This is a genomic window from Coprococcus sp. AM11-30B (genome assembly GCF_027674365.1).
Classification (GTDB): domain Bacteria; phylum Bacillota; class Clostridia; order Lachnospirales; family Lachnospiraceae; genus Allocoprococcus; species Allocoprococcus comes.
On sequence record NZ_JAQDVB010000005.1, the window covers coordinates 108905 to 130394 of the forward strand.

Here is a 21490-nt window from a genome sequence, read left to right on the forward strand (position 1 = left end):
TTATTCATCTACGCTGTAGTTTGGTGCTTCTTTTGTGATGTGGATGTCGTGTGGATGGCTTTCTTTGAGGGATGCGGAAGAAATTTTTACGAAACGTCCTGTTGTCTTGAGAGTTTCGATGTCTGGTGCTCCACAATAACCCATTCCGGAACGGAGACCGCCCATTAACTGGAATACAGTATCTTCTACAGATCCTTTATAGGCAACTCGTCCTTCTACGCCTTCCGGTACAAGCTTCTTCGCATCTGTCTGGAAGTATCTGTCTTTGCTTCCGTTCTCCATTGCTGCGATAGATCCCATTCCACGATATACTTTGTATTTTCTTCCCTGATAGAGTTCGAATGTTCCCGGGCTCTCATCGCATCCTGCGAAGATACTTCCCATCATACATACGTTGGCTCCGGCTGCGATCGCCTTTGTCATATCACCTGAGTACTTAATACCACCATCTGCAATAATCGGAATTCCCGACTCTTTTGCTGCTTCGTAGCAGTCCATAACAGCTGTGATCTGTGGTACACCGATACCGGCTACGATACGGGTTGTACAGATGGATCCAGGTCCGATACCAACCTTTACTGCATCAACACCTGCATCGATCAGCGCTTTTGTTGCTTCTCCTGTTGCAACGTTACCTGCGATCACCTGAAGATCCGGGAATGCATCCTTGATCATTCTTACGGTACGAAGTACATTTGCTGAATGTCCGTGTGCCGAATCAAGTACTACTACATCAACTTTTGCTTTTACAAGAGCTTCTGCTCTTTCAAGACAGTTCGCTGTAATACCGATCGCTGCACCACACAGAAGTCTTCCCTGCGCGTCTTTTGCTGACAGTGGGTATTTGATCTGTTTCTCAATATCTTTAATTGTGATCAGACCTTTTAAGTTAAAATCTTTGTCTACGATTGGAAGTTTTTCTTTTCTTGCTTTTGCGAGGATCTTCTTTGCTTCTTCCAGGGTAATACCTTCCTGTGCTGTTACAAGACCTTCGCTTGTCATGGATTCTTTGATCTTCTTGGAGAAATCTTCTTCAAACTTGAGGTCACGGTTCGTAATGATACCTACCAGCTTTCTTCCCTCTGTGATCGGAACTCCGGAAATACGGAACTTCGCCATCAGTTCATTAGCATCTGCCAGTGTATGCTCCGGCGACAGATAGAATGGATCTGTAATAACACCATTCTCAGAACGCTTAACCTTGTCTACTTCTTCTGCCTGCTGTTCAATCGACATATTCTTGTGAATAATACCGATACCTCCCTGGCGTGCCATAGCGATCGCCATACGATGTTCGGTAACAGTGTCCATTCCCGCACTCATCATCGGTATGTTAAGCTTAATGCCCTTTGTAAGATAAGTTGATAAATCAACCTGATTTGGAATTACTTCTGAATAAGAAGGTACCAGAAGTACATCATCGAAGGTGATTCCTTCTCCAATAATCTTTCCCATGATTTTTCTTCCTTTCTCTCTCGTCTGTAATTTTGATTATCTGCTATGATAACGCATAAATCTATGCTATGTCAAGTCCTTTATCGAGTACATTCGTCCGTCCGTGACAATCACATTTCTACAGATCACTGATAATTCTACGTAACCGTCTTTCCGGATGCAATTGTACCCCGGAACCTGCAAGCTTTTCTGCACGTCTTTCGGGAATTATTTACAAAATACTTTTCTTGGTGCCAGCATCTTCATTCCTTCACAAACTGTCTTATTTGGCTCAAAAATAATTTTTTTCTTTTCCCCGTTATTTACAACGATCAGCTCATATGTATCTGCCCCCGGCATACCTGAACTATAATCGGTTCCTTTCAGTCCTTGATAAGGTCTGAGTTCCGGCGAACCGGAAGGTGCCATCATCTCAAGATCCGTCATCTCCATGGAAAACATATTTTTCCGACGGGATTTTGCCATAATCTTATCAATATCAAGACTCCCATTCACAAATAAATACTCATATTCAACATCCATACTCCGGAACAAAAAAACATCCAGTGCGATCATGATCACCGGACCAATTATTCCGAATGGGATCATAAATATAAGTACGACCGACAGAACAGTAAGTATGATAAGTATTGCTTTGATCAGCGTCGTCGAAGATGCTTTCTGCCTCTTCACCAGCTGTTCTGTGTAAAAATCACCCATATCCTAACCTCCAAATTTATATATTAGAACTATTGTAACACTTTTATAATAAAAAGAAAACTCCTCTTCTGAGGAGTTTTCTAAAAATCATATTTTTAGCTTACATCATGCCCATTCCCGGAGCTCCGCCCGCCGGCATAGCCGGTGCATCTTCTTTGATGTTAGCAACAACGGATTCTGTTGTAAGGAGTGTAGATGCAACACTTGTAGCGTTCTGCAGTGCGCTTCTTGTTACTTTTGCAGGATCAAGGATACCTGCTTTCACCATATCTACATATTCTTCATTGTAAGCATCAAAGCCATTTCCCGGTTCAGCTTCTCTTACCTTGTTGATGATAACTGCGCCTTCAAGACCTGCGTTAGCTGAAATGTGGAATAATGGTGCTTCCAGAGCTTTGAGGACTACTTTTGCCCCTGTCTTTTCATCACCTTCCAGAGTTTCTGCAAGTTTGGCAACTTCTTTTGATGCATGGATGTATGCTGATCCACCACCTGCAATGATTCCTTCTTCTACTGCTGCTCTTGTTGCATTAAGAGCATCTTCCATACGGAGTTTTGCTTCTTTCATCTCTGTCTCAGTAGCAGCACCTACACGGATAACTGCAACTCCGCCGGCGAGTTTTGCAAGTCTTTCCTGAAGTTTTTCTTTATCAAAATCAGATGTTGTCTCTTCGATCTGAGCTTTAATCTGTCCGATTCTGGCTTCCAGAGCAGCCTTATCGCCCATACCATCAACGATGACTGTATTCTCTTTCTGAACTTTTACAGATTTTGCACGTCCAAGCTGTGCCATTGTTGTATCTTTCAGTTCCAGACCAAGTTCTTCTGAGATTACCTGTCCGCCTGTTAAGATTGCAATATCTTCCAGCATAGCTTTTCTTCTGTCACCATATCCAGGTGCTTTTACTGCAACTACATTGAATGTTCCACGCAGTTTGTTGACGATCAGAGTTGTAAGAGCTTCTCCTTCGATATCTTCTGCTACGATAAGAAGTTTTGCTCCTGACTGTACGATCTGTTCCAGCAGTGGAAGGATTTCCTGAATATTAGAAATCTTCTTGTCTGTGATCAGGATATATGGATCGTCAAGATTTGCTTCCATCTTTTCCATATCAGTGCACATATATGCTGAAATATATCCACGGTCGAATTGCATACCTTCTACAAGGTCAAGCTCTGTCTTCATTGTCTTTGACTCTTCAATTGTGATAACGCCATCGTTGGAAACTTTGTCCATAGCTTCTGCTACCATCTCACCAACACTGTCATCACTTGCTGAGATAGCTGCTACTCTTGCGATCTGCTCTCTTCCTGTAACTTTGCTGCTCATCTTCTTGATAGCTTCCACAGCACAGTCTGTTGCTTTCTTCATACCTTTTCTTAATACGATCGGGTTTGCACCTGCTTCCAGGTTCTTCATTCCTTCGTGTACCATAGCCTGTGCAAGAACAGTTGCTGTTGTTGTACCATCACCTGCAACATCGTTGGTCTTAGATGCAACTTCGCGGATCAGCTGTGCTCCCATATTTTCAAATGCATCTTCCAGTTCGATTTCTTTTGCGATTGTTACACCGTCATTTGTGATAAGCGGTGCTCCGAATGATTTATCCAGGACTACGTTTCTTCCTTTTGGTCCGATTGTTACTCTTACTGTATCAGCAAGTTTGTTGACACCTGCTTCCAGTGCCTTTCTTGCGTCTGCTCCGTATTTAATTTCCTTTGCCATTTCTATCACTCCTGATTCTTAAAAATAAAATTCTGTTCTGATCTGAAAATCTGATTTTTATCTGTATATGATATCCTGCCGGATTATCTGATCACTGCAAGAATATCATTCTGTTTTACAATGATGTATTCTTCATCATCAAGTTCTACTTCTGTACCTGCATATTTGGAATAGATAACTTTATCACCTACTGAAACATTCATCGTAACTTCTTTTCCATCAACAACTCCGCCAGGTCCTACAGCAACAACTTCTGCCTGCTGTGGTTTTTCCTTTGACTGTCCAGGAAGTACGATTCCTGATTTGGTAGTCTCCTCTGCAACTAACTGTTTTAATACAACTCTGTCAGCTAATGGTTCTAATTTCATTATAATTCCTCCTAACTCTATCTTGTTAGCACTCAACAAAATCGAGTGCTAAAAACTTTCTAGGTATAAGATAGCACTCTCTTTCTTTTTTGTCAACATTCGATTTTGAATTTTATAATTACTTTAGATTTATTTCATAAAATCCATTCGTCACCTGCAGAACCAGAATCATACCTGCACGGTTCTCATAACGCTCCTTTATCATCCCTGTACACACAGTCTCACAAGTGATCGTCCGGATCCGGCATTCATATACTGCATCCAGTGAAATATCAGAAAGACTGCCTGAGCGCAGGATCAGATGTACCTGCTCCATCTCCTTCTGATATTCTATGACTGTTGCCTCATAAATATTCTCATCTTTTTCCTTATCTTCTTTCAGATACTGTACCATCGTAAGTACAGCTTTATCTCCATCATACATGCTCTCTTCTCTCCTTTTTACAAATATAATTCCCCGTTAAAGAAAAGGGCATCAGATTTGTCTGATACCCCTCTTTTACTTTTATCCTTAATTCATTTTTTCTTTTTTAATCTTATCCAGTTCTTTGAACACGTAATCATTCACAACCTTGATGTAAGTTCCTTTCATACCGGATGAACGGGATTCGATCACACCCGCACTCTCAAATTTGCGGAGTGCATTGACAATTACAGAACGGGTGATTCCCACACGGTCTGCAATCTTGCTTGCCACCAGAATCCCTTCCATTCCGTTAAGTTCATCAAAAATATGGATGATTGCTTCCAGCTCAGAGAAAGAAAGGGTGCTGATCGCAGATTGTACGATCTGTTCTTTTCTGGTCTCTTCTGCACTCTCTTCATTAACAGAGCGGAGCATCTCAAGTCCCACGACAGTGGTTCCGTACTCACTCAAAATGATGTCATCAATTTCGTACATGGACTCTTTTCTGTATAAAAACAGAGTTCCAAGTCTCTCTCCTGCAATGTTGATCGGAGTAATGATCGCCTGATATCCCTGGGATACATCAGCTGTAAATCCAAGTGTCTGCAGATTAACATTCTCTTTTGTGGAAAGAATACTGAGAAGACGTTCATTCAACATCGGATCAATATGTTCTCCCACTTCGTCCTGCAAAAGTTCATGGATCTCCGGGACTCCTTCACATGTGCTGACACCGAGTACCTTTCCTTTCTTACTAACTACCAGTACATTCGATGCCAGAATCTCTGTCAGAACTTCACAGATATCTGTAAACACAACTTTGCTTGAATTATTATTGTGCAACAGTTTGTTAATTTTTCTTGTTTTATCCAATAATTGTACGCTCATATCTGCCTCCATATACTTTTATTAAAAATGTGCGTTTCCGTTCGCATTTTTCACGAATATGAAATATTGTTGAAATTATGCACACAAATTAGTCAAAAAATGTGCATATAAATATATTATCATACAATTCTGAATAGTTCAATGAAATTTGATTTATTTTTCATCTTTCTCTTTATTTTTAACAAACCCACACTGTTCATTACCGCAGACAAGTTTATTTCCCTTTTCTACCATATAGCTTCCGCATTTCGGACATTTTTCTTCTGATGGCTTCTGCCATGACATAAAATCACATTCCGGATTATCCTCACATCCGTAATAACGTCTGCCTTTCTTTGTCTTACGCAGTACAATGTCTTTTCCGCATTTCGGGCAGGCAACTCCGATCTTCTCCAGATACGGTTTGGTGTTGCGGCATTCCGGGAATCCGGGACATGCAAGGAACTTTCCATGAGGACCGTATTTGATGACCATATTTCTTCCACATTCTTCGCAGACTACATCGGTTACCTCATCCTCAATTTTAACTGTTTCCAGCTCTTTTTCTGCTTTTTCAACCGCTTCATTCAGATCCGGATAGAAATTGCTGATAACCGATTTCCACTCTACCTTTCCTTCTGCGATCATATCCAGAAGTCCTTCCATATAAGCGGTAAAGTTGACATCGACAATGCTTGTGAAAGACTGCTTCATAATATTATTGACCACTTCACCAAGCTCTGTCATATAAAGATTCTTGTTCTCTTTTGCAACGTATCTTCTTGTAATGATCGTAGAGATTGTTGGTGCATAGGTACTCGGGCGTCCGATTCCAAGTTCTTCCAGCGTCTTTACAAGAGATGCCTCGGTGTAATGTGCAGGTGGCTGTGTGAAATGCTGCTTATAGTCAAAGGATTCTTTCGTCAGTTCTGAATCTTTATCGATACTCTTGACCATTACATTTCCACTCTGTTTTTCCTCATCGCTTTCCACATATGCCAGACGGAAACCTTCAAATATAATCTTAGATGCCGATACCGTAAAACGGTAATCATCTGCTCCGATTTTAACAGAAGTTGTCTCATATTTTGCCGGCTGCATTCTGCTCGCCACAAAACGCTTCCAGATCAGCTGATACAGACGGAACTGATCTCTTGTAAGAGATTCTTTGATTTCTGCCGGAACACGGGTAACATCTGACGGGCGGATGGCTTCGTGTGCATCCTGAATATTTTTCCCGTCATTCTTCTGCTTCTGTTCCGATGCAGCCTCTGCCACATACTCTTCTCCGTAGGCTTTTCCAACGTAGGCTCTTGCATTTGCATCCGCCTCCTCAGAGATACGGGTCGAATCCGTACGCAGGTAAGTGATCAGACCAACCGTTCCACTTCCTTTGATATCCACACCTTCATAAAGCTGCTGTGCGATACGCATCGTCTTTGAAGTTGCAAAATTCAATGCTTTGGATGCCTCCTGCTGAAGGGTACTGGTTGTAAACGGAAGCGGTGCTTTTTTGCTTCTCTCACCGCGCTTTACATCGACCACTTTATATTCTGCATCTTCCAGTTCTGCAAGAATCTTATTCATTTCCTCTTCATTATGGATCGTAATCTTCTCATCCTTTGTTCCGTAGAATTTTGCTACAAGAGGCTTCTTTTCTCCCTTTACCTTGAAATTGGCGTCCAGTGACCAGTATTCTTCCGGAATAAACGCTGCGATCTCATCTTCCCGGTCTGCAATGATGCGAAGTGCCACAGACTGCACACGACCGGCACTAAGTCCTCTTTTTACTTTTGCCCAGAGAACCGGACTGATCTTATATCCCACGATACGATCCAGCACACGACGCGCCTGCTGCGCATCTACCAGATCCATGTCGATATCACGTGCATTTTTCAGGGATGCCTTTACCGCACTTTTAGTGATCTCGTTAAAGCTGATCCGGTATACTTTCTTTCCTTCCAGCTTAAGTGCTTTCATCAAGTGCCAGGAAATTGCTTCTCCTTCGCGGTCCGGGTCAGTTGCAAGATAAATCTTATCTGCTTTTTTTACTTCTTTTCTAAGTCCTGCAAGGATCTCACCTTTTCCTCTGATTGTAATGTATTTCGGCTCAAAGTCATGCTCCAGGTCTACTCCCATCTGACTTTTCGGCAAATCTCTTACATGTCCGTTTGATGCCATTACCACGTAATTGCTGCCGAGAAATTTCTTTATGGTCTTCACTTTTGTCGGTGACTCTACAATCACAAGATAACGTGCCATATATTATATTCCTCCATATTAATAGTGTCAGATCATTTAGCTCTGACATAATAATTTTTTGATCTTTCCTGAATGCATCCTTTCAACTGAAGAGATACACAGATTCCCATCACCTCCTGTGGAGTAAGTCCGGTTTCTCTCTGTAAATCATCCAGCCCCCGCGGATACAAACCGAGCTTACTATACACCAAATTTTCTTTCGTTTCAAGCTTTATTTTATTTTTCGTGTCTGATATAATTGCGATTTTCTTCTTTAGCAGCCCTTTTATAACCAGTTCTTCCAGCAAATCTTCTTCATTCAGAAGAATCCCTGCTCCCTGCCGGATCAGGCGGTTACAACCACAGCTCAGCGGCTCTGTCACCATCCCCGGGAGAGCATAAATGTCTCTTCCTTGTTCAAGAGCCATGTCTGCTGTAATCAGGGATCCGCTCTTTTCTTTTGCCTCCATAACAAGTACCACATCGGCAAGTCCGCTGATCAGACGGTTTCTTGCCGGAAAATGCCAGGCAACCGGTGGAGTTCCCGGTGGCTGTTCAGACAGTATGCCGCCCCGCTTTATCAAATCATTATAGAGTCCTTTATGTGCCGCCGGATAACATACATCAGCTCCGCCTCCCAGGACCGCAAATGTCTTTCCTCCAACATTTAATGCAGCCCGGTGTGCCATCCCGTCAATTCCCAGTGCCATTCCACTGATGATCTGGATTCCACTCTCCGCAAGTCTTTCCACAAAGCGAAGCGTCATTTTTTCACCATAGCTGCTACATCTTCTGGCACCCACCACCGCCACCGACGGGATTCCCTCCTGTGGCATCTCCCCGATAAAAAAGAGTGCATACGGCATTCCCGCAAGTTCTTCAAGCCGCTTCGGATAATTTTTCTGGCCACGGACTGCCATCTGAATTCCCCGGTCCACCGCTTTTTGATACGCTTCCCTCCAGTTCCTTTTTTTCTTACTTTCTTTCAGGATCTCCCACTCTTTTTCTGTAATTGTCTGTTCTCTGATTCCTTTTTCTTCTATATAATAGACTGCTTCCGCAGATCCGTTTTTTCTGCATAATTCACACTTCCTGCCACCGGTGATTCCTTCCACACACGCCAGCCAATATGTATACCACATTTCACTCATTTCTCTTATCCCCAGTATTCTTTATCCATAACCCGATACCCCAGTGCCTCTCGAAGTGTCGCAAGATCGATCTCCTCCTTTTCCTCCAGATCTGCGATTGTCCGTGCCACCTTCAACACCTTATGATAGCTCCTCACCGTCAGGTTCATCACTTCATAAGCCTGGCGCATCATCCGTTCTTCCTCTTTCCCAAGATGACAGTATTTTTCAATTTCATTTTGTCCCATCTGTACATTTTTTGTCAGCTTTTCTTCCCGAAAACGTTCCATCTGACGCATTCTTGCAAGCATCACTTTTTCCCGCATGGCTCTGGAATCCATCCCTGTTTCCTTTCCGGTCAGTTCTTCATATTCGACCTTGGGTGCCTCCATGCAGATATCAATCCGATCCAGAAACGGCTGGCTCAACTTTCCCTGATAATTCCGGATCTGCCCGGGCGTACAGGTGCATTGGGGACCAGGAGCCATTCCACAGGGACATGGATTCGTTGCAGCAACCAGCATAAAGTCTGCCGGAAAAATATAAGCTCCCTGCTGCCTTGCCAGATGAATGCATTTTTCTTCCAGCGGCTGCCTGAGCACCTCCAGAACACCTTTTGGGAACTCCGCCAGCTCATCCAGAAAAAGGACACCTCCATGCGCAAGTGTTGCTTCTCCCGGCGATGGGATTCGTCCGCCTCCGATGAGTGCTGCCCGCGTCACGGTATGATGGACCTCCCGGAACGGTCTCTTCCAGATCAGCGGATTCTCTCTTTTAAGCAGTCCCGCCGTACTGTAAATCCCCGTGATCTCCAGACTTTCTTCACGGTCAAGCGGTGGTAGTATCGTCGGAATCCGTTTGGCAAGCATCGTCTTTCCGGAACCAGGCGGACCGACATAAAGCAGGTTATGTCCTCCTGCCACCGCCACCATCGTCGCTCTTTTTACTGCTTCCTGTCCCTGAATATCACTATAATCTATGTCCCATTCTTCCATTCCATGAGCCTCTTCTTTGTCACTTTTCTCCATCTGAGGCATATACTCACCCTTCAACCATCTGCATACCTCCTCCAGAGTCTCTGCCCCAAAAATCTGTATTCCCTGCGCCAGCCTTCCCTCATCCTCATTTGACTTCGGAATCACACAACACCTAAAACCAGCCCTCTTTGCTTCCAGAACAATCGGAAGGATTCCCTCTACCGGCTGTAGCTTTCCATCCAGTCCGAGCTCTCCTGCAAGTAAAATATCCTCCACTGCTTTTTCCGGGAAAATCCCCATTGCCCCGAGTACTGCAACTGCAATTGGAAGATCAAATACCGATCCCTTCTTGCGGACACATGCCGGCGACAGATTGATTACAATCTTTTTCGCCGGCATGATATAACCGGCATTACGCATGGCAGTTCTTACCCGTTCTGCGGCTTCCTTTACCTCAGAAGACAGATATCCCACCATATGAAACATTGGAAGTCCGTTCCCTGCATCTGCCTCTACCTGCACAAATTCTACTTTCAGCCCCAGAATCGTTGCCGAATGTACCTTATAAAATCCCATATTAAATTCACCCTTGCCTTTCCCCGGCAAAAGTTCAGAAGTTTTATTTCAGAAAATATATGGCGAAATGCCATGAGCGATTTGCTAAAAGAAAACCGATATCTTTTAGAAAATGTATCCTTATGATAGTATGGGTAGGGGATTTTGTCAAGATGAGTTGGAGGAAATTTTTGTACGAGTAGGTTGTGAGGTCGTCGTGGGAAAATCATCTCTTTCGATTCCATTGTGCAAACCATTCCGAGAAGCCTCTGAAAGCGAAAATTGTGTCAGCAATGGCTTCCACAATTTTTGAGTCTTCTCTCCATTGCACAATAAGTGAATCGAAAGAGATGATTTTCCCACGACGACCACTGTACTTTACTGGCAAAGTTTTGCCTTGCTGTATCATAGTGGGGACAAAATGCCTCTTCACATGCAGGTCGAAACCTTGTGTGCAGAGGCATTTTGCTAAAAGAGTTATTTACTTAATCTTTGTTTCATGTATTCGTTGGCGTTTAATTCTAAGGTGTCGTCCAGTGGGACGAGTGGGGCGATTTTGCCGTATTTGCGTTCTAGGGCAGTTTGTAATATAAAATCACAGAGTACCGGGTTCTTTGGTAAAAGGGAGCCGTGTGAATAGGTTCCGAAGACATTTTTGTAGCGGGCTCCTTCGGTTTGGTCTTCTCCGTTGTTGCCGTAGCCTTTGAGCATTTTGCCGAGTGGTGATACGCCTTCACCCAGGTAGGTCTTGCCGGAATGATTTTCAAAGCCGACTACGACAGCTCCACTGCTCTCCGGGAGGGTCTCAAACATATAATTGCCGATCATACGCTCTTTTGATCCAACGGTATGAATGTTGATCGCGCCGGTAAAATCGAGCTGGACACCATCCCAGGTCTTATAATACTGGCCAAGCATCTGATAGCCTCCGCAGATTGCGAGGAAGGTCTTTTCATCTTCCACAGCCGCGCGGATCTCTGCTGCTTTTCCGGTCCCCAGGTCTTTCAGAAGGACTTCCTGTTCAAAATCCTGACCTCCGCCAATGAAGAAGATATCATAGCGGTTTGCATCCAGCGTTTCTCCGATCGAGCAGCCTTCTACATTGACCTTGATTCCCCGATCCTCCATACGACGTTTCATTGTGATGATATTGCCCCGGTCTCCATACAGATTAAGGATGTCCGGATAGAGATGACAGATATTCAGTTCCATAATTCCCTCCTTATTCGTAAAATGCCTTGATATCGGTATGCTTGCTGATCTCGCCGCGCAGATCAAACATAGCGGTATAAGTCGGCATAATAAATGTCGGTGTCTCATCCGCTCCGATTGCTTCTAAAAGGTTCTCATAGTCACGGATCACTTCAATCCGTCCAGTGTCAAATCCTGCATATTTCAGGCGGAGCGCCATATCATCTGCACGGACTCCGGATACCAGAATACGGGTAAAGCGTGCGCTCTGGCGGGCAAGTGCTTCAAAATCCACATCCCAGATCCAGCTGATATCGGTTCCATCTGCATAACGGTCGTTCAGAAGGAACGCAATCTTGCACTCTTCCTCATCATTAGAGATCTGGTTGATGACCTGATTGTACCCTGCCGGGTTCTTGACAAGCATCATACGTGCTTTAGACTTGCCAAGTTCAAACTGTTCCGCACGTCCGAAACCACACTCAAATCTGCTGAGTGCATCAACTGCTGTGTCTTCATCGATTCCAACAATCTCCGCAGCCGCAACGCAAGCTGCCGCATTGTAAATATTGTAACCTCCCGGAAGATTAATGTGCACATCATGGCTATGCCCGAATGCATTTAACACGATATCCGAAGAATCTGCTCCGGTACGCACTACCTGCGTCACGCCAACCTGCGGTGTCTGCCGGTGATATCCACATTTCGGACAGCGGAAACCGCCAAGATGGCTGTAAGTTCTGTAATCGTATTCATATTCTGTCTTACAATGAATACAGTACACTGCATCAGACAATTCAAACGCTGTCTCTTTGTAAATCGGCACATCCACCCCGAACCATACAACCTTATTCGGTACATCATCTGCAAGAGATGACGTCAATGAACAGTCCGCGTTCAGGCACAGGGTTGCATCCGGTACGTGGGTAATTCCTTCGCGGATTGCATTCAACGTGTGGGTGATCTCCCCATATCTGTCCAACTGGTCACGGAAAATATTGTTGACTACCAGACACTCTACCGGCAGCATCTCACTGGTCTTGCGGAACGCTGCCTCATCGCACTCGATCAGTGCGTGTGTGTAGGAACACTTGCCAGAAAGACTGCAGTGCTGTGCAAACACCGTAATGATCCCGGTCAGAAGATTGGCACCGGATTTATTTGCGAAGTACTTATATCCGGCTTCTTCAAATGCCTGCTCGATCATACGGGACGTGGTCGTCTTTCCATTGGTTCCGGTCACTACCGTAACCTTCACCCCACGTGATAATTCCTTTAAAATATCTTTGTCAATTTTTAATGCGATCTTGCCCGGCAGGTTCGTTCCGCCTCGTCCCATCCGCCGCAGGACTGCATTGGATGTCTTACAGGCAAGTACCGCTAATCTTGTCCTTATTCCCATAATTTTTTCCTTTTCTCTCGTAATCTCATTTCTTTTGTAAACCATATCTGCTACTACATGATTCAACGCTCATTATAACGCATTTTCAGACGTACCACAAGCGCAAAATAACCCGAATGGAAAAGCACAGAACATTTCACTTTTACATACAATGTTAGTAACTCTATTTTGAGGTAATCGTATTGAAATCCTTTCCTCCGCCTCTTACTCCAAAAGAGGAATCCGAGCTTCTGAGACGCAGTGCAGACGGTGACAATGAGGCCCGTCATATTCTGATCGAGCGCAATCTCCGTCTGGTCGCTCATGTCATAAAAAAATATCAGCATCTGGAGGACGATACAGAAGATCTTCTGTCCATCGGAACCATCGGTCTTATCAAAGCAGTTTCCACCTTTAACCCAGACAAAAAAGCCCGGCTTGCCACCTACGCCTGCCGCTGCATCGAAAATGAACTTCTGATGATGCTGCGCACCAAGCGGAAAAGTAACCGGGAAACCTCCCTATACGAACCGATCGGTACAGACCGGGAAGGGAATGAGATCTGCCTGTATGATGTCATCGAATCTGATGAAGAAGATGCCTGTATGCAGCTTGCCCTGAAAAATGATATTTCTCTTCTCTATGAAAAACTGGAATCCGTTCTCACCGACCGCGAACAGCTGGTACTGAAAAAACGCTACGGTCTTTATGGTGAAAAAGAATATACCCAGAAAGAAGTTGCAGCTTCTCTTGGCATCTCACGTTCCTACGTTTCGCGAATTGAAAAAGGGGCGATTCAAAAACTCCGCCCCTGCTTTCTTCCTTCTCATTTTTAATTTTTGCCGGTCTAGATCCTGTCTGTCCATTTTTAAATTCATGATGCTTCTTTCACACCGACAGACAGGACACTCTACTCAAACATTCCTATACCAAAAAGCAGAATGCCAAGTCCTAGAAAGACGCTACTTACAAGCACAAGCCCCAGCAGAGTTTTCTTTTTCTCTCTTGGCAGAAGTCCCCTGTCGTATCCCGGCTGTCCTTTATGGATCAGGTAATTCCCCGCATAAAGCAGAAACGGTCCTGCCGAAGCATAAATAAAATACACCGCCACCGTCACAAGCAAAATGCCTGTCGATGCCATAGCTTCTGCACTTTTCATCTGCTCTGAAGCCACACTGGAAGTAAGCTGTAAAAGCAATGTCGGTAACGCATTATTGATCAGATGGAAGAACATGTTATAAAACATGTTATCCGTCTCGGCAAGCAGATATCCCATGGCGATTCCAAGCATCGCTGTCGGCACAAACCGCCAGAAGCTTCCGTGAAATGCACCGAACACTGCTGCACTGATCAGAATTGCCGGCCATGGACTCCTAAAGCCACGAAAACAGCTGAAAAGCCCGCCTCTGAATGCTATTTCCTCAAAAATCGCCGGCGTGACACAGATCAGAAGAAATGCAAGTCCAAACGGCAATCCACCGGATAATTCACTCACACTTTCTGTAGCCCCACTCATCTGCTCCGGAAATACATAAAGCAGGATCGATGTCGGAATCATCGTGATCAGAAGGGTTCCGATCCACATCAGCAATGTTCCGACAGTCTTTGCGATCGTCGGTCTGTGAAATGGAAATGCACGCTTTACGTCTTCCCTGAAAAGCACTACTATTCCAAGTGCCAGCACCGCAAGAAGGCCCTCATACATTGGAATTCCCCACTCACCAAAATAATGGACACAAAATCCGGAAAGCCAGAATATATCCACGCCGTACAGAAGGATCAGTACGATCGCCGCATATGGCTTCCACGTTTTTTTATTCATCTGCTTCCTCTTTTCTTCTGAGAATATCGTACTTGTCAGCCCTACCGGACAGTTCTACATACAGTACCTGCTTCGGATGTGGTGCACTCTCCTGTTCTTCTCCTTCTTCATTTACGATCCGTTTTACCTGAACCTCCACGTTATCTCCGTTCGGTTTCATGATCTCAATCGTCTCGCCCACCGAAAATTTATTTCTCTGTTCGATCTTCACCATACCGTCTTTAATCTCTTCTGTGATTCCAAGATATGTGTACTCCCGGATATAGGTGTTGCTGTCATAAATCTGTGCCTCTTCCGATGGTTTTCCAAAGAAAAATCCAGTTGTAAACTGCCGATAGGTACAATTCGAGATCTGGTCCAGATACCACGGCATATTCTTCCTGTAAAGCTCCGGATCTTTCTGATAATCATCAATTGCTTTCCGGTATGTTCTCGCTACAGTTGCCACATACAGAGCCGTTTTCATTCTTCCTTCGATCTTGAAGCTGTCAATCCCCGCATCGATAAGCTCCGGAATATGTTCGATCATACAGAGGTCTTTTGAATTGAAAATATACGTTCCTCTCTCATTTTCATAAACCGGCATATATTCTCCCGGACGGGTTTCTTCCACAACAGAATATTTCCAGCGGCACGGATGGGTGCATGCGCCATGGTTTGCATCCCTGCCTGTAAAGAAATTACTGAGCAGACATCTTCCGGAATAAGAAATACACATTGCACCGTGTACGAATGTCTCAATCTCCAGATCATCCGGGATATGTGCACGTATTTCTTTGATCTCACGCATGGAAAGTTCTCTTGCAGATACAACTCTGCTCGCCCCTTGTCTGTACCAGAACATATAAGTTGCATAATTTGTATTATTGGCCTGTGTACTCACATGTCTTTCAATTTCCGGACATACTTCTTTTGCGATCTCAAATACACCCGGATCAGCAATGATCAATGCATCCGGTTTTATTTCCTTTAACTCTTTAAAATATTCCCGCACGCCTTCCAGATCGTAGTTATGTGCCAGAATATTTGCAGTTACATATACTTTTACATCATGCTCATGTGCAAACCGGATTCCTTCCATCATATCTTCTTTGGAAAAGTTCTTTGCCTTTGCACGAAGTCCAAATGCTTCTCCTCCAATATAAACTGCATCTGCTCCAAATACGACTGCAGTCTTCAACACTTCCAGGCTGCTTGCCGGTATCAATAATTCAGAATGTCTTGCCATTATTTTTTTCCTTTCTGTTACTGTTATCTCCTGTTTTTATTTTCGCACGCTCAGTGCCACTCCATCTCCCAGCGGAAGAATAGATGTCTCAAGCTCAGGATGATGTTTCAGAGTATACAGATACTCCCTCATCCGGCTATGGATCGTGCGGTCTCTTCTTTCCACCGCAAACCGTGACTCAATAATATCTCCGTCCTGCAACACATTATCCGTGATCAGGATCCCTCCCGGCACAAGGAAACGCATCACCTGTTCTAAATATGCCGGATATTGTCCCTTTGCGGCATCCATAAACACAAAATCAAATCCTGCATCATCCGGCATACCTTTCATGATCTCCAGTGCATCGCCTTCAAGCAGCGTAATTTTCTGTTCCATACCTGCCCTGGCAAAATTGGCTCTGGCAATTGGAATCCTTTTTTCGTAATTTTCGATTGTTGTAATGTGACATTCCTCCGGAGAATATTTTCCCATCAAAATTGCCGAAAACCCAACTGCTGTCCCAATTTCAAGAATCTTTACCGGACGTTTGATCTCCAGCATTACTTTCAGAAAACTTTTTGTCTCTTTGCGGATGATCGGAACCATGTCCGCAAGGGCTTCCTGTTCGATCTCATCGAGAACGGGAATGTCCGCACTTTCCAGAGAATGGAGGTAAGTCGTCAGTCGTTCTTCTACTATCATATCTTCCTCTTTTCTTCCAAGGGAATTCTTATCCTATACATTTATCATAGAAGCGCAGACAAAGTTTATTTTCTTTTCAACTCTGACTGCGCTTCTTTATGCAGATATCTTCGCATCTGCTTATTTTCATAAAAATGCCACAGGCATCTTTATATTATACATCCATAATGATCGGAAGGATCATTGGTTTTCTCTTGGTTCTTTTCCAGATAAAGTCATTCATTGTGTCGCGGATCACAAGCTTAATCTTGCTCCAGTCAGCATGACGGCTCATCAGACATTTTTCAACCGCTTCCGTAACAACCTTCCGTGCCTCTTCCATCAGGCTTTCAGATTCACGTACATAAACAAATCCACGGGATACGATATCCGGTCCGGCAAGAAGCTGGTTGGTACGCTTTTCCAGTGTCAGAACGACAATCAGGATTCCGTCTTCTGCCAGATGCTGACGATCACGCAGTACAATATTACCGACATCGCCAACACCGAGTCCATCTACCAGGATTTCTCCTGTGTGTACCTTATCTACAACTTCTGCGCTTTCATCATCCAGTGCAAGTACATCGCCTGACTTGAGGATGAAAATGTTGTCCTTCGGAATCCCAAGAGATTTGGCAATACCTGCGTTCGCTTTCAGATGACGGTATTCTCCGTGAACCGGAATTGCATATTTTGGTTTTACCAGTGAATAGATCAGCTTCAGCTCTTCCTGGCACGCATGTCCGGATACGTGCGTATCCTGGAAAATAACATTCGCTCCCTTTTCAGAGAGTTCATTAATGATATTCGATACCGCTTTTTCATTACCCGGGATCGGATTAGAGCTTAAAATGATCGTGTCACCCGGCATGATCGAGATCTTCTTATGGATATCTGCTGCCATACGTGACAGAGCCGCCATAGATTCTCCCTGGCTTCCGGTTGTGATGATCGTTGTCTTCTCTCTTGGATAGTTTTTCAACTGATCTGTCTCGATCAGCGTATTCTCCGGCACATTCAAATAGCCAAGCTCTGATGCAACCGAAATGATATTTACCATACTGCGGCCTTCTACAACTACTTTACGTCCATACTTGTAAGACGTATTGATGATCTGCTGTACACGGTCTACATTCGAAGCGAAGGTTGCTACAATAATTCTTGTATTGGAGTGTTCGGCAAAAAGCCGGTCAAATGTAGCTCCCACTGTCCTTTCTGACTGTGTAAAACCAGGTCTCTCCGCATTGGTACTGTCTGACATCAATGCCAGTACCCCTTTCTTGCCAATTTCTGCAAAACGCTGCAGATCAATCGCATCACCAAATACCGGTGTATAATCTACCTTAAAGTCTCCGGTATGCACAACAATACCTGCCGGCGAATAGATTGCCAGTGCCGATGCATCCTGGATACTGTGGTTCGTCTTGATAAATTCAATTCTGAATTTTCCAAGATTGATCGACTGTCCATGACGCACTACTTTTCTTTTAGTTGAGCGGAGAAGATTGTGCTCTGTGAGCTTTTTCTCGATAATTCCCATAGTCAGCTTTGTTGTATAAATCGGCAGATTAATCTCTTTAAGCACATAAGGAAGCGCTCCAATGTGATCCTCATGTCCATGTGTGATCACAAACCCCTTCACCTTATCCGCATTGCTCTTAAGGTAACTGATATCCGGGATTACAAGATCGATTCCGAGCATATCATCTTCCGGGAACGACAATCCGCAATCTACTACAATAATACTGTCTTCATATTCAAAGGCAGTGATATTCATTCCGATCTTTTCAAGGCCTCCAAGCGGAATGATCTTAAGTTTTGAGTTGCTTTTTTTCTTCAATCTCACACCTCCATATATTTTATGTATCTCATCCGTACATTTAATTATCGTAAAATTCGGAGTCCGCCTCTGTGTGCGAACCCCGTTCTTATCTGTCAGAAATATTCTTTTGACAGTTCCGTCTACACTTCAATCTCCACATCCTCCAGAAGCTCTTCGAACACCTTGAGTACGGCATTAAGCTCTACTTCCTCTTCTACCATCTCATAAACGCTGTCCTTCTCTTCCGGCGCACTTGTATCCTTCAAGATCAGGCACTCTGCATCATCCTCTTCTGAATCTGCAACCAGAAGGTAAGTCACTCCATTCAGTCTGGTCTGCTCCACAACAAAAAATTCTTCTGCTTCGCCGCCTTCTCCGCATGTAAACGTTAATTTTTCATTCTTCATATACTTTCCCCTTATCGTCTGATTGTATTCCAAAGCCTGTTACTTTTGCATACCCAGAGAGTCCAGATATCCCTGCAATATAAATACAGCCGCGATCTGATCCACATACTGCTTGCGGTTCTCCCGTCTTACGCCGGATTCCATAAGTGTCCGTTCCGCTTCCACCGTTGTAAGGCGCTCATCCCACATCACGATCTCAATGCCGGTACGCCGCTTCAGCATCTCTCCAAATTCCAGTGCCTTCTCTGCCCGTTCTCCGATATCATTATTCATATGTTTCGGAAAACCGATCACAAACTTCTCTACTCCATATTCGGTTGCAAGGCTCTCAATCCTTGCCAGTGTCTTCCGAAGCTTGTTCTCGTCCTTCCTCGTAACCGTCTCCACTGCCTGTGCCGTAATCCCCAGAGGATCACTTACAGCAACACCTACGGTCTTCGTACCATAATCAAGTCCCATTATCCGCATCATATCTTCAACCTACAGTTCATGTCTGATATAAGCTTTTAATAATTCTTCTACTATCTCATCCCGCTCAACCTTCATCACAAGGCTTCTTGCTCCGTTATAGCTGGTAATGTATGTAGGATCACCGGACATAATGTATCCTACAATCTGATTCACCGGATTATATCCTTTTTCCACCAGAGCATTATATACAATTTCCAGAATATCTTTTGCCTGGATCTGTGGTCCTGTCTCTACCTGAAAAAATTGTGTATTCGTTATATCTTTCATCTTACGACCTCCAATACTTCATATTCATTTTAATATAATCTATACAAAAATTCAATGCATAATTTGTGAAAGTGAAGTAAGTTCTATCTCTTTTAACTGATTGGTCCACCGGTCTGCCTGTTCCGGTTCGCATGGAACCCCAATCCGCAGATATTCCTTGGTGTGCCCTGTGACATAATTTTTCCCATCACGTTCTGTCATCTCTTCAAATAGAACTTCCACCTTTTTTCCAAGCCATCCTTCTTCATAGCGTTGCATTTTTTTGCGGTTCAGTTCCAGCATGATATTGCTTCTTCGCGTTTTTTCATGTTCCGGGATCTGCCCGTCCATCTTCGCAGCCTTCGTTCCCTGGCGCTTTGAATACTTAAATATATGAGTCTCATAAAAATTGATGCTGTCTACAAAGTCCCGGGAGGCTTCAAATTCTTCCTCTGATTCCTGCGGGAATCCTACGATCACATCGGTTGTCAGTGCCGGATTTTCAAAATACTTCCGGAGAAGCTCACATTTTTCCCGATATTCTGCCGCATCATATCTGCGGTTCATCCGTTTCAGGGTTGCATCACATCCGCTCTGCAGAGACAGGTGAAAATGCGGACATATCTTCGGCAGGCAAGCCAGTTCTTTTGCAAATTCTTCCGTCACGATACGCGGTTCCAGAGAACCCAGACGGATCCTTTTGATCCCTTCAACTCCATGTACCGCGCGGATCAGATCCAGGAGTCCTTCTGTCTGCTTTCCATTTTCATCTTTCCATTCCAATCCGTAAGAACTGAGATGGATTCCGGTAAGTACCACTTCCTGATACCCATGTTCCGCAAGTGTACGCACCTCTTCCACTACGTCTTCTTTTTTCCTGCTGCGCACGCGTCCTCTCGCATAAGGAATGATGCAGTAGGTACAGAACTGGTTGCAGCCATCCTGCACTTTCAGATATGCCCTTGTATGCTCTGCTGTCCGGGAAAGATGGAGGCTCTCATACTCGAAGGTATGGTTAATGTCAATGACCTCCTGCATCTGTTCCGGAATGTCTTCTTTAAAATATTCTTCCAGAAGGCGGATCAGATCCTTTTTTTTATTATTCCCGATTACAATATCTATATTCTCATCCAGCTCACCCATATCCGCCTGCGCCTGCACATAACAGCCGGCCGCTACGATCACTGCATCAGGATTCTGTTTTCGGGCACGATGGATCATCTGTCTGGACTTGCGGTCTGCCATATTCGTCACCGAGCAGGTATTGATCACATAGACATCTGCCAGATCATGAAACGGTACGATCTCATATCCGTTCTTTTCCAGCAGTTCCTGCATCGCTTCTGTTTCATAAGCATTTACCTTACAGCCCAGGTTGTGTAATGCTGCTTTTTTCATAAATTCATCCTACTTTCAATATTTATAACATTTAACGAAAATTTCATTCATTCTTCGGCGTTTTGTTCCTTGACTTTTTTATGTATAACTTTTAATATAACTATAGAAAATGAAATCAAGGAGGTGTGCTTTCAATGAAAACCGTACAAATTTCTTTAAATTCTATCGACAAAGTAAAATCATTCGTAAACGAAATCACAAAATACGATTACGATTTTGACCTGGTATCCGGAAGATATGTGATTGATGCAAAATCTATCATGGGTATCTTCAGTCTTGATCTTTCTAAACCGATTGATCTGAACATCCATGCTGAGAACCAGGATGCTGATAACATCATCGAACTTCTGAAACCATACTTAGTATAATAGAATGCGAAGTATCAGGACGCAGTACATTTTCTGTACTGCGTCCTTTCTTTTTTTGAGGAGAGCCTG

21 protein-coding genes are annotated in these 21490 nt (G+C 44.0%); 2 read left to right on the forward strand and 19 right to left on the reverse strand.

Annotated elements, in window-relative coordinates:
• The 11 genes from guaB to PGU50_RS04380 form a co-directional block, all read right to left on the reverse strand.
• Entirely contained in the window at positions 1-1455 is a 1455-nt protein-coding gene (guaB, locus tag PGU50_RS04330; RefSeq protein ID WP_055155624.1) for an IMP dehydrogenase, read from the reverse strand.
• 207 nt (positions 1456-1662) lie between these two features.
• Positions 1663-2154, reverse strand: coding sequence for a DUF6106 family protein (locus PGU50_RS04335; protein ID WP_117556103.1), 492 nt, complete (start codon positions 2152-2154; stop codon positions 1663-1665).
• A 100-nt stretch (positions 2155-2254) separates the two neighbouring features.
• Positions 2255-3880, reverse strand: coding sequence for a chaperonin GroEL (gene groL / locus PGU50_RS04340; protein WP_008375030.1), 1626 nt, complete (start codon positions 3878-3880; stop codon positions 2255-2257).
• Positions 3881-3963: 83 nt separating this feature from the next.
• Positions 3964-4248, reverse strand: a complete 285-nt coding sequence (locus PGU50_RS04345) for a co-chaperone GroES (RefSeq protein WP_022220380.1) — start codon at positions 4246-4248, stop codon at positions 3964-3966.
• Positions 4249-4366: 118 nt separating this feature from the next.
• A complete protein-coding gene (locus PGU50_RS04350; protein ID WP_008375025.1) occupies positions 4367-4672 on the reverse strand; it encodes a hypothetical protein in 306 nt (101 codons plus the stop codon).
• Positions 4673-4759: 87 nt separating this feature from the next.
• A complete protein-coding gene (gene codY, locus PGU50_RS04355; protein WP_022220379.1) occupies positions 4760-5542 on the reverse strand; it encodes a GTP-sensing pleiotropic transcriptional regulator CodY in 783 nt (260 codons plus the stop codon).
• 153 nt (positions 5543-5695) lie between these two features.
• Positions 5696-7783, reverse strand: coding sequence for a type I DNA topoisomerase (gene topA, locus PGU50_RS04360; protein ID WP_270246196.1), 2088 nt, complete (start codon positions 7781-7783; stop codon positions 5696-5698).
• Positions 7784-7815: 32 nt separating this feature from the next.
• Positions 7816-8904, reverse strand: coding sequence for a DNA-processing protein DprA (gene dprA, locus PGU50_RS04365; RefSeq protein ID WP_117556107.1), 1089 nt, complete (start codon positions 8902-8904; stop codon positions 7816-7818).
• 14 nt (positions 8905-8918) lie between these two features.
• Complete coding sequence (locus PGU50_RS04370) at positions 8919-10445, reverse strand: YifB family Mg chelatase-like AAA ATPase (RefSeq protein ID WP_270246197.1); 1527 nt, start codon at positions 10443-10445, stop codon at positions 8919-8921.
• Positions 10446-10901: 456 nt separating this feature from the next.
• Positions 10902-11636, reverse strand: coding sequence for a type 1 glutamine amidotransferase (locus PGU50_RS04375; protein WP_207737966.1), 735 nt, complete (start codon positions 11634-11636; stop codon positions 10902-10904).
• Positions 11637-11646: 10 nt separating this feature from the next.
• Positions 11647-13017: a Mur ligase family protein gene (locus PGU50_RS04380; protein ID WP_070098607.1), complete on the reverse strand. Its 1371-nt coding sequence runs from the start codon at positions 13015-13017 to the stop codon at positions 11647-11649.
• A gap of 182 nt (positions 13018-13199) precedes the next feature.
• Here PGU50_RS04380 and sigK point away from each other — a divergent pair, with 182 nt between their 5' ends.
• A complete protein-coding gene (sigK, locus tag PGU50_RS04385; RefSeq protein ID WP_118198380.1) occupies positions 13200-13832 on the forward strand; it encodes an RNA polymerase sporulation sigma factor SigK in 633 nt (210 codons plus the stop codon).
• A gap of 74 nt (positions 13833-13906) precedes the next feature.
• Here the strand turns inward: sigK and PGU50_RS04390 are convergent, their stop codons facing one another.
• From PGU50_RS04390 to mtaB, 8 genes are all read right to left on the reverse strand, one after another.
• The gene (locus PGU50_RS04390; protein ID WP_118217237.1) at positions 13907-14818 is read right to left on the reverse strand and encodes a CPBP family intramembrane glutamic endopeptidase; all 912 of its coding nucleotides are present in this window, start codon (positions 14816-14818) and stop codon (positions 13907-13909) included.
• Positions 14811-16046, reverse strand: coding sequence for a peptidase U32 family protein (locus PGU50_RS04395; protein ID WP_270246199.1), 1236 nt, complete (start codon positions 16044-16046; stop codon positions 14811-14813). Before PGU50_RS04395 ends, PGU50_RS04390 begins: the two co-directional genes overlap by 8 nt.
• Positions 16047-16082: 36 nt before the next feature.
• Positions 16083-16730, reverse strand: a complete 648-nt coding sequence (locus PGU50_RS04400; RefSeq protein WP_008375007.1) for an O-methyltransferase — start codon at positions 16728-16730, stop codon at positions 16083-16085.
• Positions 16731-16884: 154 nt separating this feature from the next.
• The gene (locus PGU50_RS04405; RefSeq protein ID WP_117556117.1) at positions 16885-18549 is read right to left on the reverse strand and encodes a ribonuclease J; all 1665 of its coding nucleotides are present in this window, start codon (positions 18547-18549) and stop codon (positions 16885-16887) included.
• Between the two features lie 122 nt (positions 18550-18671).
• Complete coding sequence (locus PGU50_RS04410) at positions 18672-18938, reverse strand: DUF1292 domain-containing protein (protein WP_008375002.1); 267 nt, start codon at positions 18936-18938, stop codon at positions 18672-18674.
• Between the two features lie 39 nt (positions 18939-18977).
• Positions 18978-19406 carry a Holliday junction resolvase RuvX gene (gene ruvX / locus PGU50_RS04415; protein WP_044999233.1) on the reverse strand — a complete coding sequence of 143 codons (429 nt, stop codon included), beginning with the start codon at positions 19404-19406 and terminating at the stop codon, positions 18978-18980.
• Positions 19407-19418: 12 nt separating this feature from the next.
• Positions 19419-19676, reverse strand: a complete 258-nt coding sequence (locus PGU50_RS04420; protein WP_008374998.1) for an IreB family regulatory phosphoprotein — start codon at positions 19674-19676, stop codon at positions 19419-19421.
• A gap of 51 nt (positions 19677-19727) precedes the next feature.
• Positions 19728-21053 carry a tRNA (N(6)-L-threonylcarbamoyladenosine(37)-C(2))-methylthiotransferase MtaB gene (gene mtaB / locus PGU50_RS04425; protein WP_008374996.1) on the reverse strand — a complete coding sequence of 442 codons (1326 nt, stop codon included), beginning with the start codon at positions 21051-21053 and terminating at the stop codon, positions 19728-19730.
• A 134-nt stretch (positions 21054-21187) separates the two neighbouring features.
• Here mtaB and PGU50_RS04430 point away from each other — a divergent pair, with 134 nt between their 5' ends.
• Positions 21188-21421, forward strand: coding sequence for an HPr family phosphocarrier protein (locus PGU50_RS04430; RefSeq protein ID WP_008374994.1), 234 nt, complete (start codon positions 21188-21190; stop codon positions 21419-21421).
• Positions 21422-21490 lie beyond the last annotated feature (69 nt).

What these genes read in the sequence shown, in the direction of transcription:
- mtaB (WP_008374996.1), bottom strand. Translation starts at nt 21,053, where the DNA reads ATGAAAAAAGCAGCATTACACAACCTGGGCTGTAAGGTAAATGCTTAT.
- PGU50_RS04430 (WP_008374994.1), top strand. Translation starts at nt 21,188, where the DNA reads ATGAAAACCGTACAAATTTCTTTAAATTCTATCGACAAAGTAAAATCA.
- PGU50_RS04380 (WP_070098607.1), bottom strand. Translation starts at nt 13,017, where the DNA reads ATGGGAATAAGGACAAGATTAGCGGTACTTGCCTGTAAGACATCCAAT.
- groL (WP_008375030.1), bottom strand. Translation starts at nt 3,880, where the DNA reads ATGGCAAAGGAAATTAAATACGGAGCAGACGCAAGAAAGGCACTGGAA.
- PGU50_RS04395 (WP_270246199.1), bottom strand. Translation starts at nt 16,046, where the DNA reads ATGGCAAGACATTCTGAATTATTGATACCGGCAAGCAGCCTGGAAGTG.
- PGU50_RS04350 (WP_008375025.1), bottom strand. Translation starts at nt 4,672, where the DNA reads ATGTATGATGGAGATAAAGCTGTACTTACGATGGTACAGTATCTGAAA.
- guaB (WP_055155624.1), bottom strand. Translation starts at nt 1,455, where the DNA reads ATGGGAAAGATTATTGGAGAAGGAATCACCTTCGATGATGTACTTCTG.
- topA (WP_270246196.1), bottom strand. Translation starts at nt 7,783, where the DNA reads ATGGCACGTTATCTTGTGATTGTAGAGTCACCGACAAAAGTGAAGACC.
- PGU50_RS04345 (WP_022220380.1), bottom strand. Translation starts at nt 4,248, where the DNA reads ATGAAATTAGAACCATTAGCTGACAGAGTTGTATTAAAACAGTTAGTT.
- PGU50_RS04400 (WP_008375007.1), bottom strand. Translation starts at nt 16,730, where the DNA reads ATGATAGTAGAAGAACGACTGACGACTTACCTCCATTCTCTGGAAAGT.
- dprA (WP_117556107.1), bottom strand. Translation starts at nt 8,904, where the DNA reads ATGTGGTATACATATTGGCTGGCGTGTGTGGAAGGAATCACCGGTGGC.
- PGU50_RS04335 (WP_117556103.1), bottom strand. Translation starts at nt 2,154, where the DNA reads ATGGGTGATTTTTACACAGAACAGCTGGTGAAGAGGCAGAAAGCATCT.
- codY (WP_022220379.1), bottom strand. Translation starts at nt 5,542, where the DNA reads ATGAGCGTACAATTATTGGATAAAACAAGAAAAATTAACAAACTGTTG.
- PGU50_RS04420 (WP_008374998.1), bottom strand. Translation starts at nt 19,676, where the DNA reads ATGAAAGATATAACGAATACACAATTTTTTCAGGTAGAGACAGGACCA.
- PGU50_RS04410 (WP_008375002.1), bottom strand. Translation starts at nt 18,938, where the DNA reads ATGAAGAATGAAAAATTAACGTTTACATGCGGAGAAGGCGGCGAAGCA.
- PGU50_RS04390 (WP_118217237.1), bottom strand. Translation starts at nt 14,818, where the DNA reads ATGAATAAAAAAACGTGGAAGCCATATGCGGCGATCGTACTGATCCTT.
- PGU50_RS04375 (WP_207737966.1), bottom strand. Translation starts at nt 11,636, where the DNA reads ATGGAACTGAATATCTGTCATCTCTATCCGGACATCCTTAATCTGTAT.
- PGU50_RS04370 (WP_270246197.1), bottom strand. Translation starts at nt 10,445, where the DNA reads ATGGGATTTTATAAGGTACATTCGGCAACGATTCTGGGGCTGAAAGTA.
- ruvX (WP_044999233.1), bottom strand. Translation starts at nt 19,406, where the DNA reads ATGCGGATAATGGGACTTGATTATGGTACGAAGACCGTAGGTGTTGCT.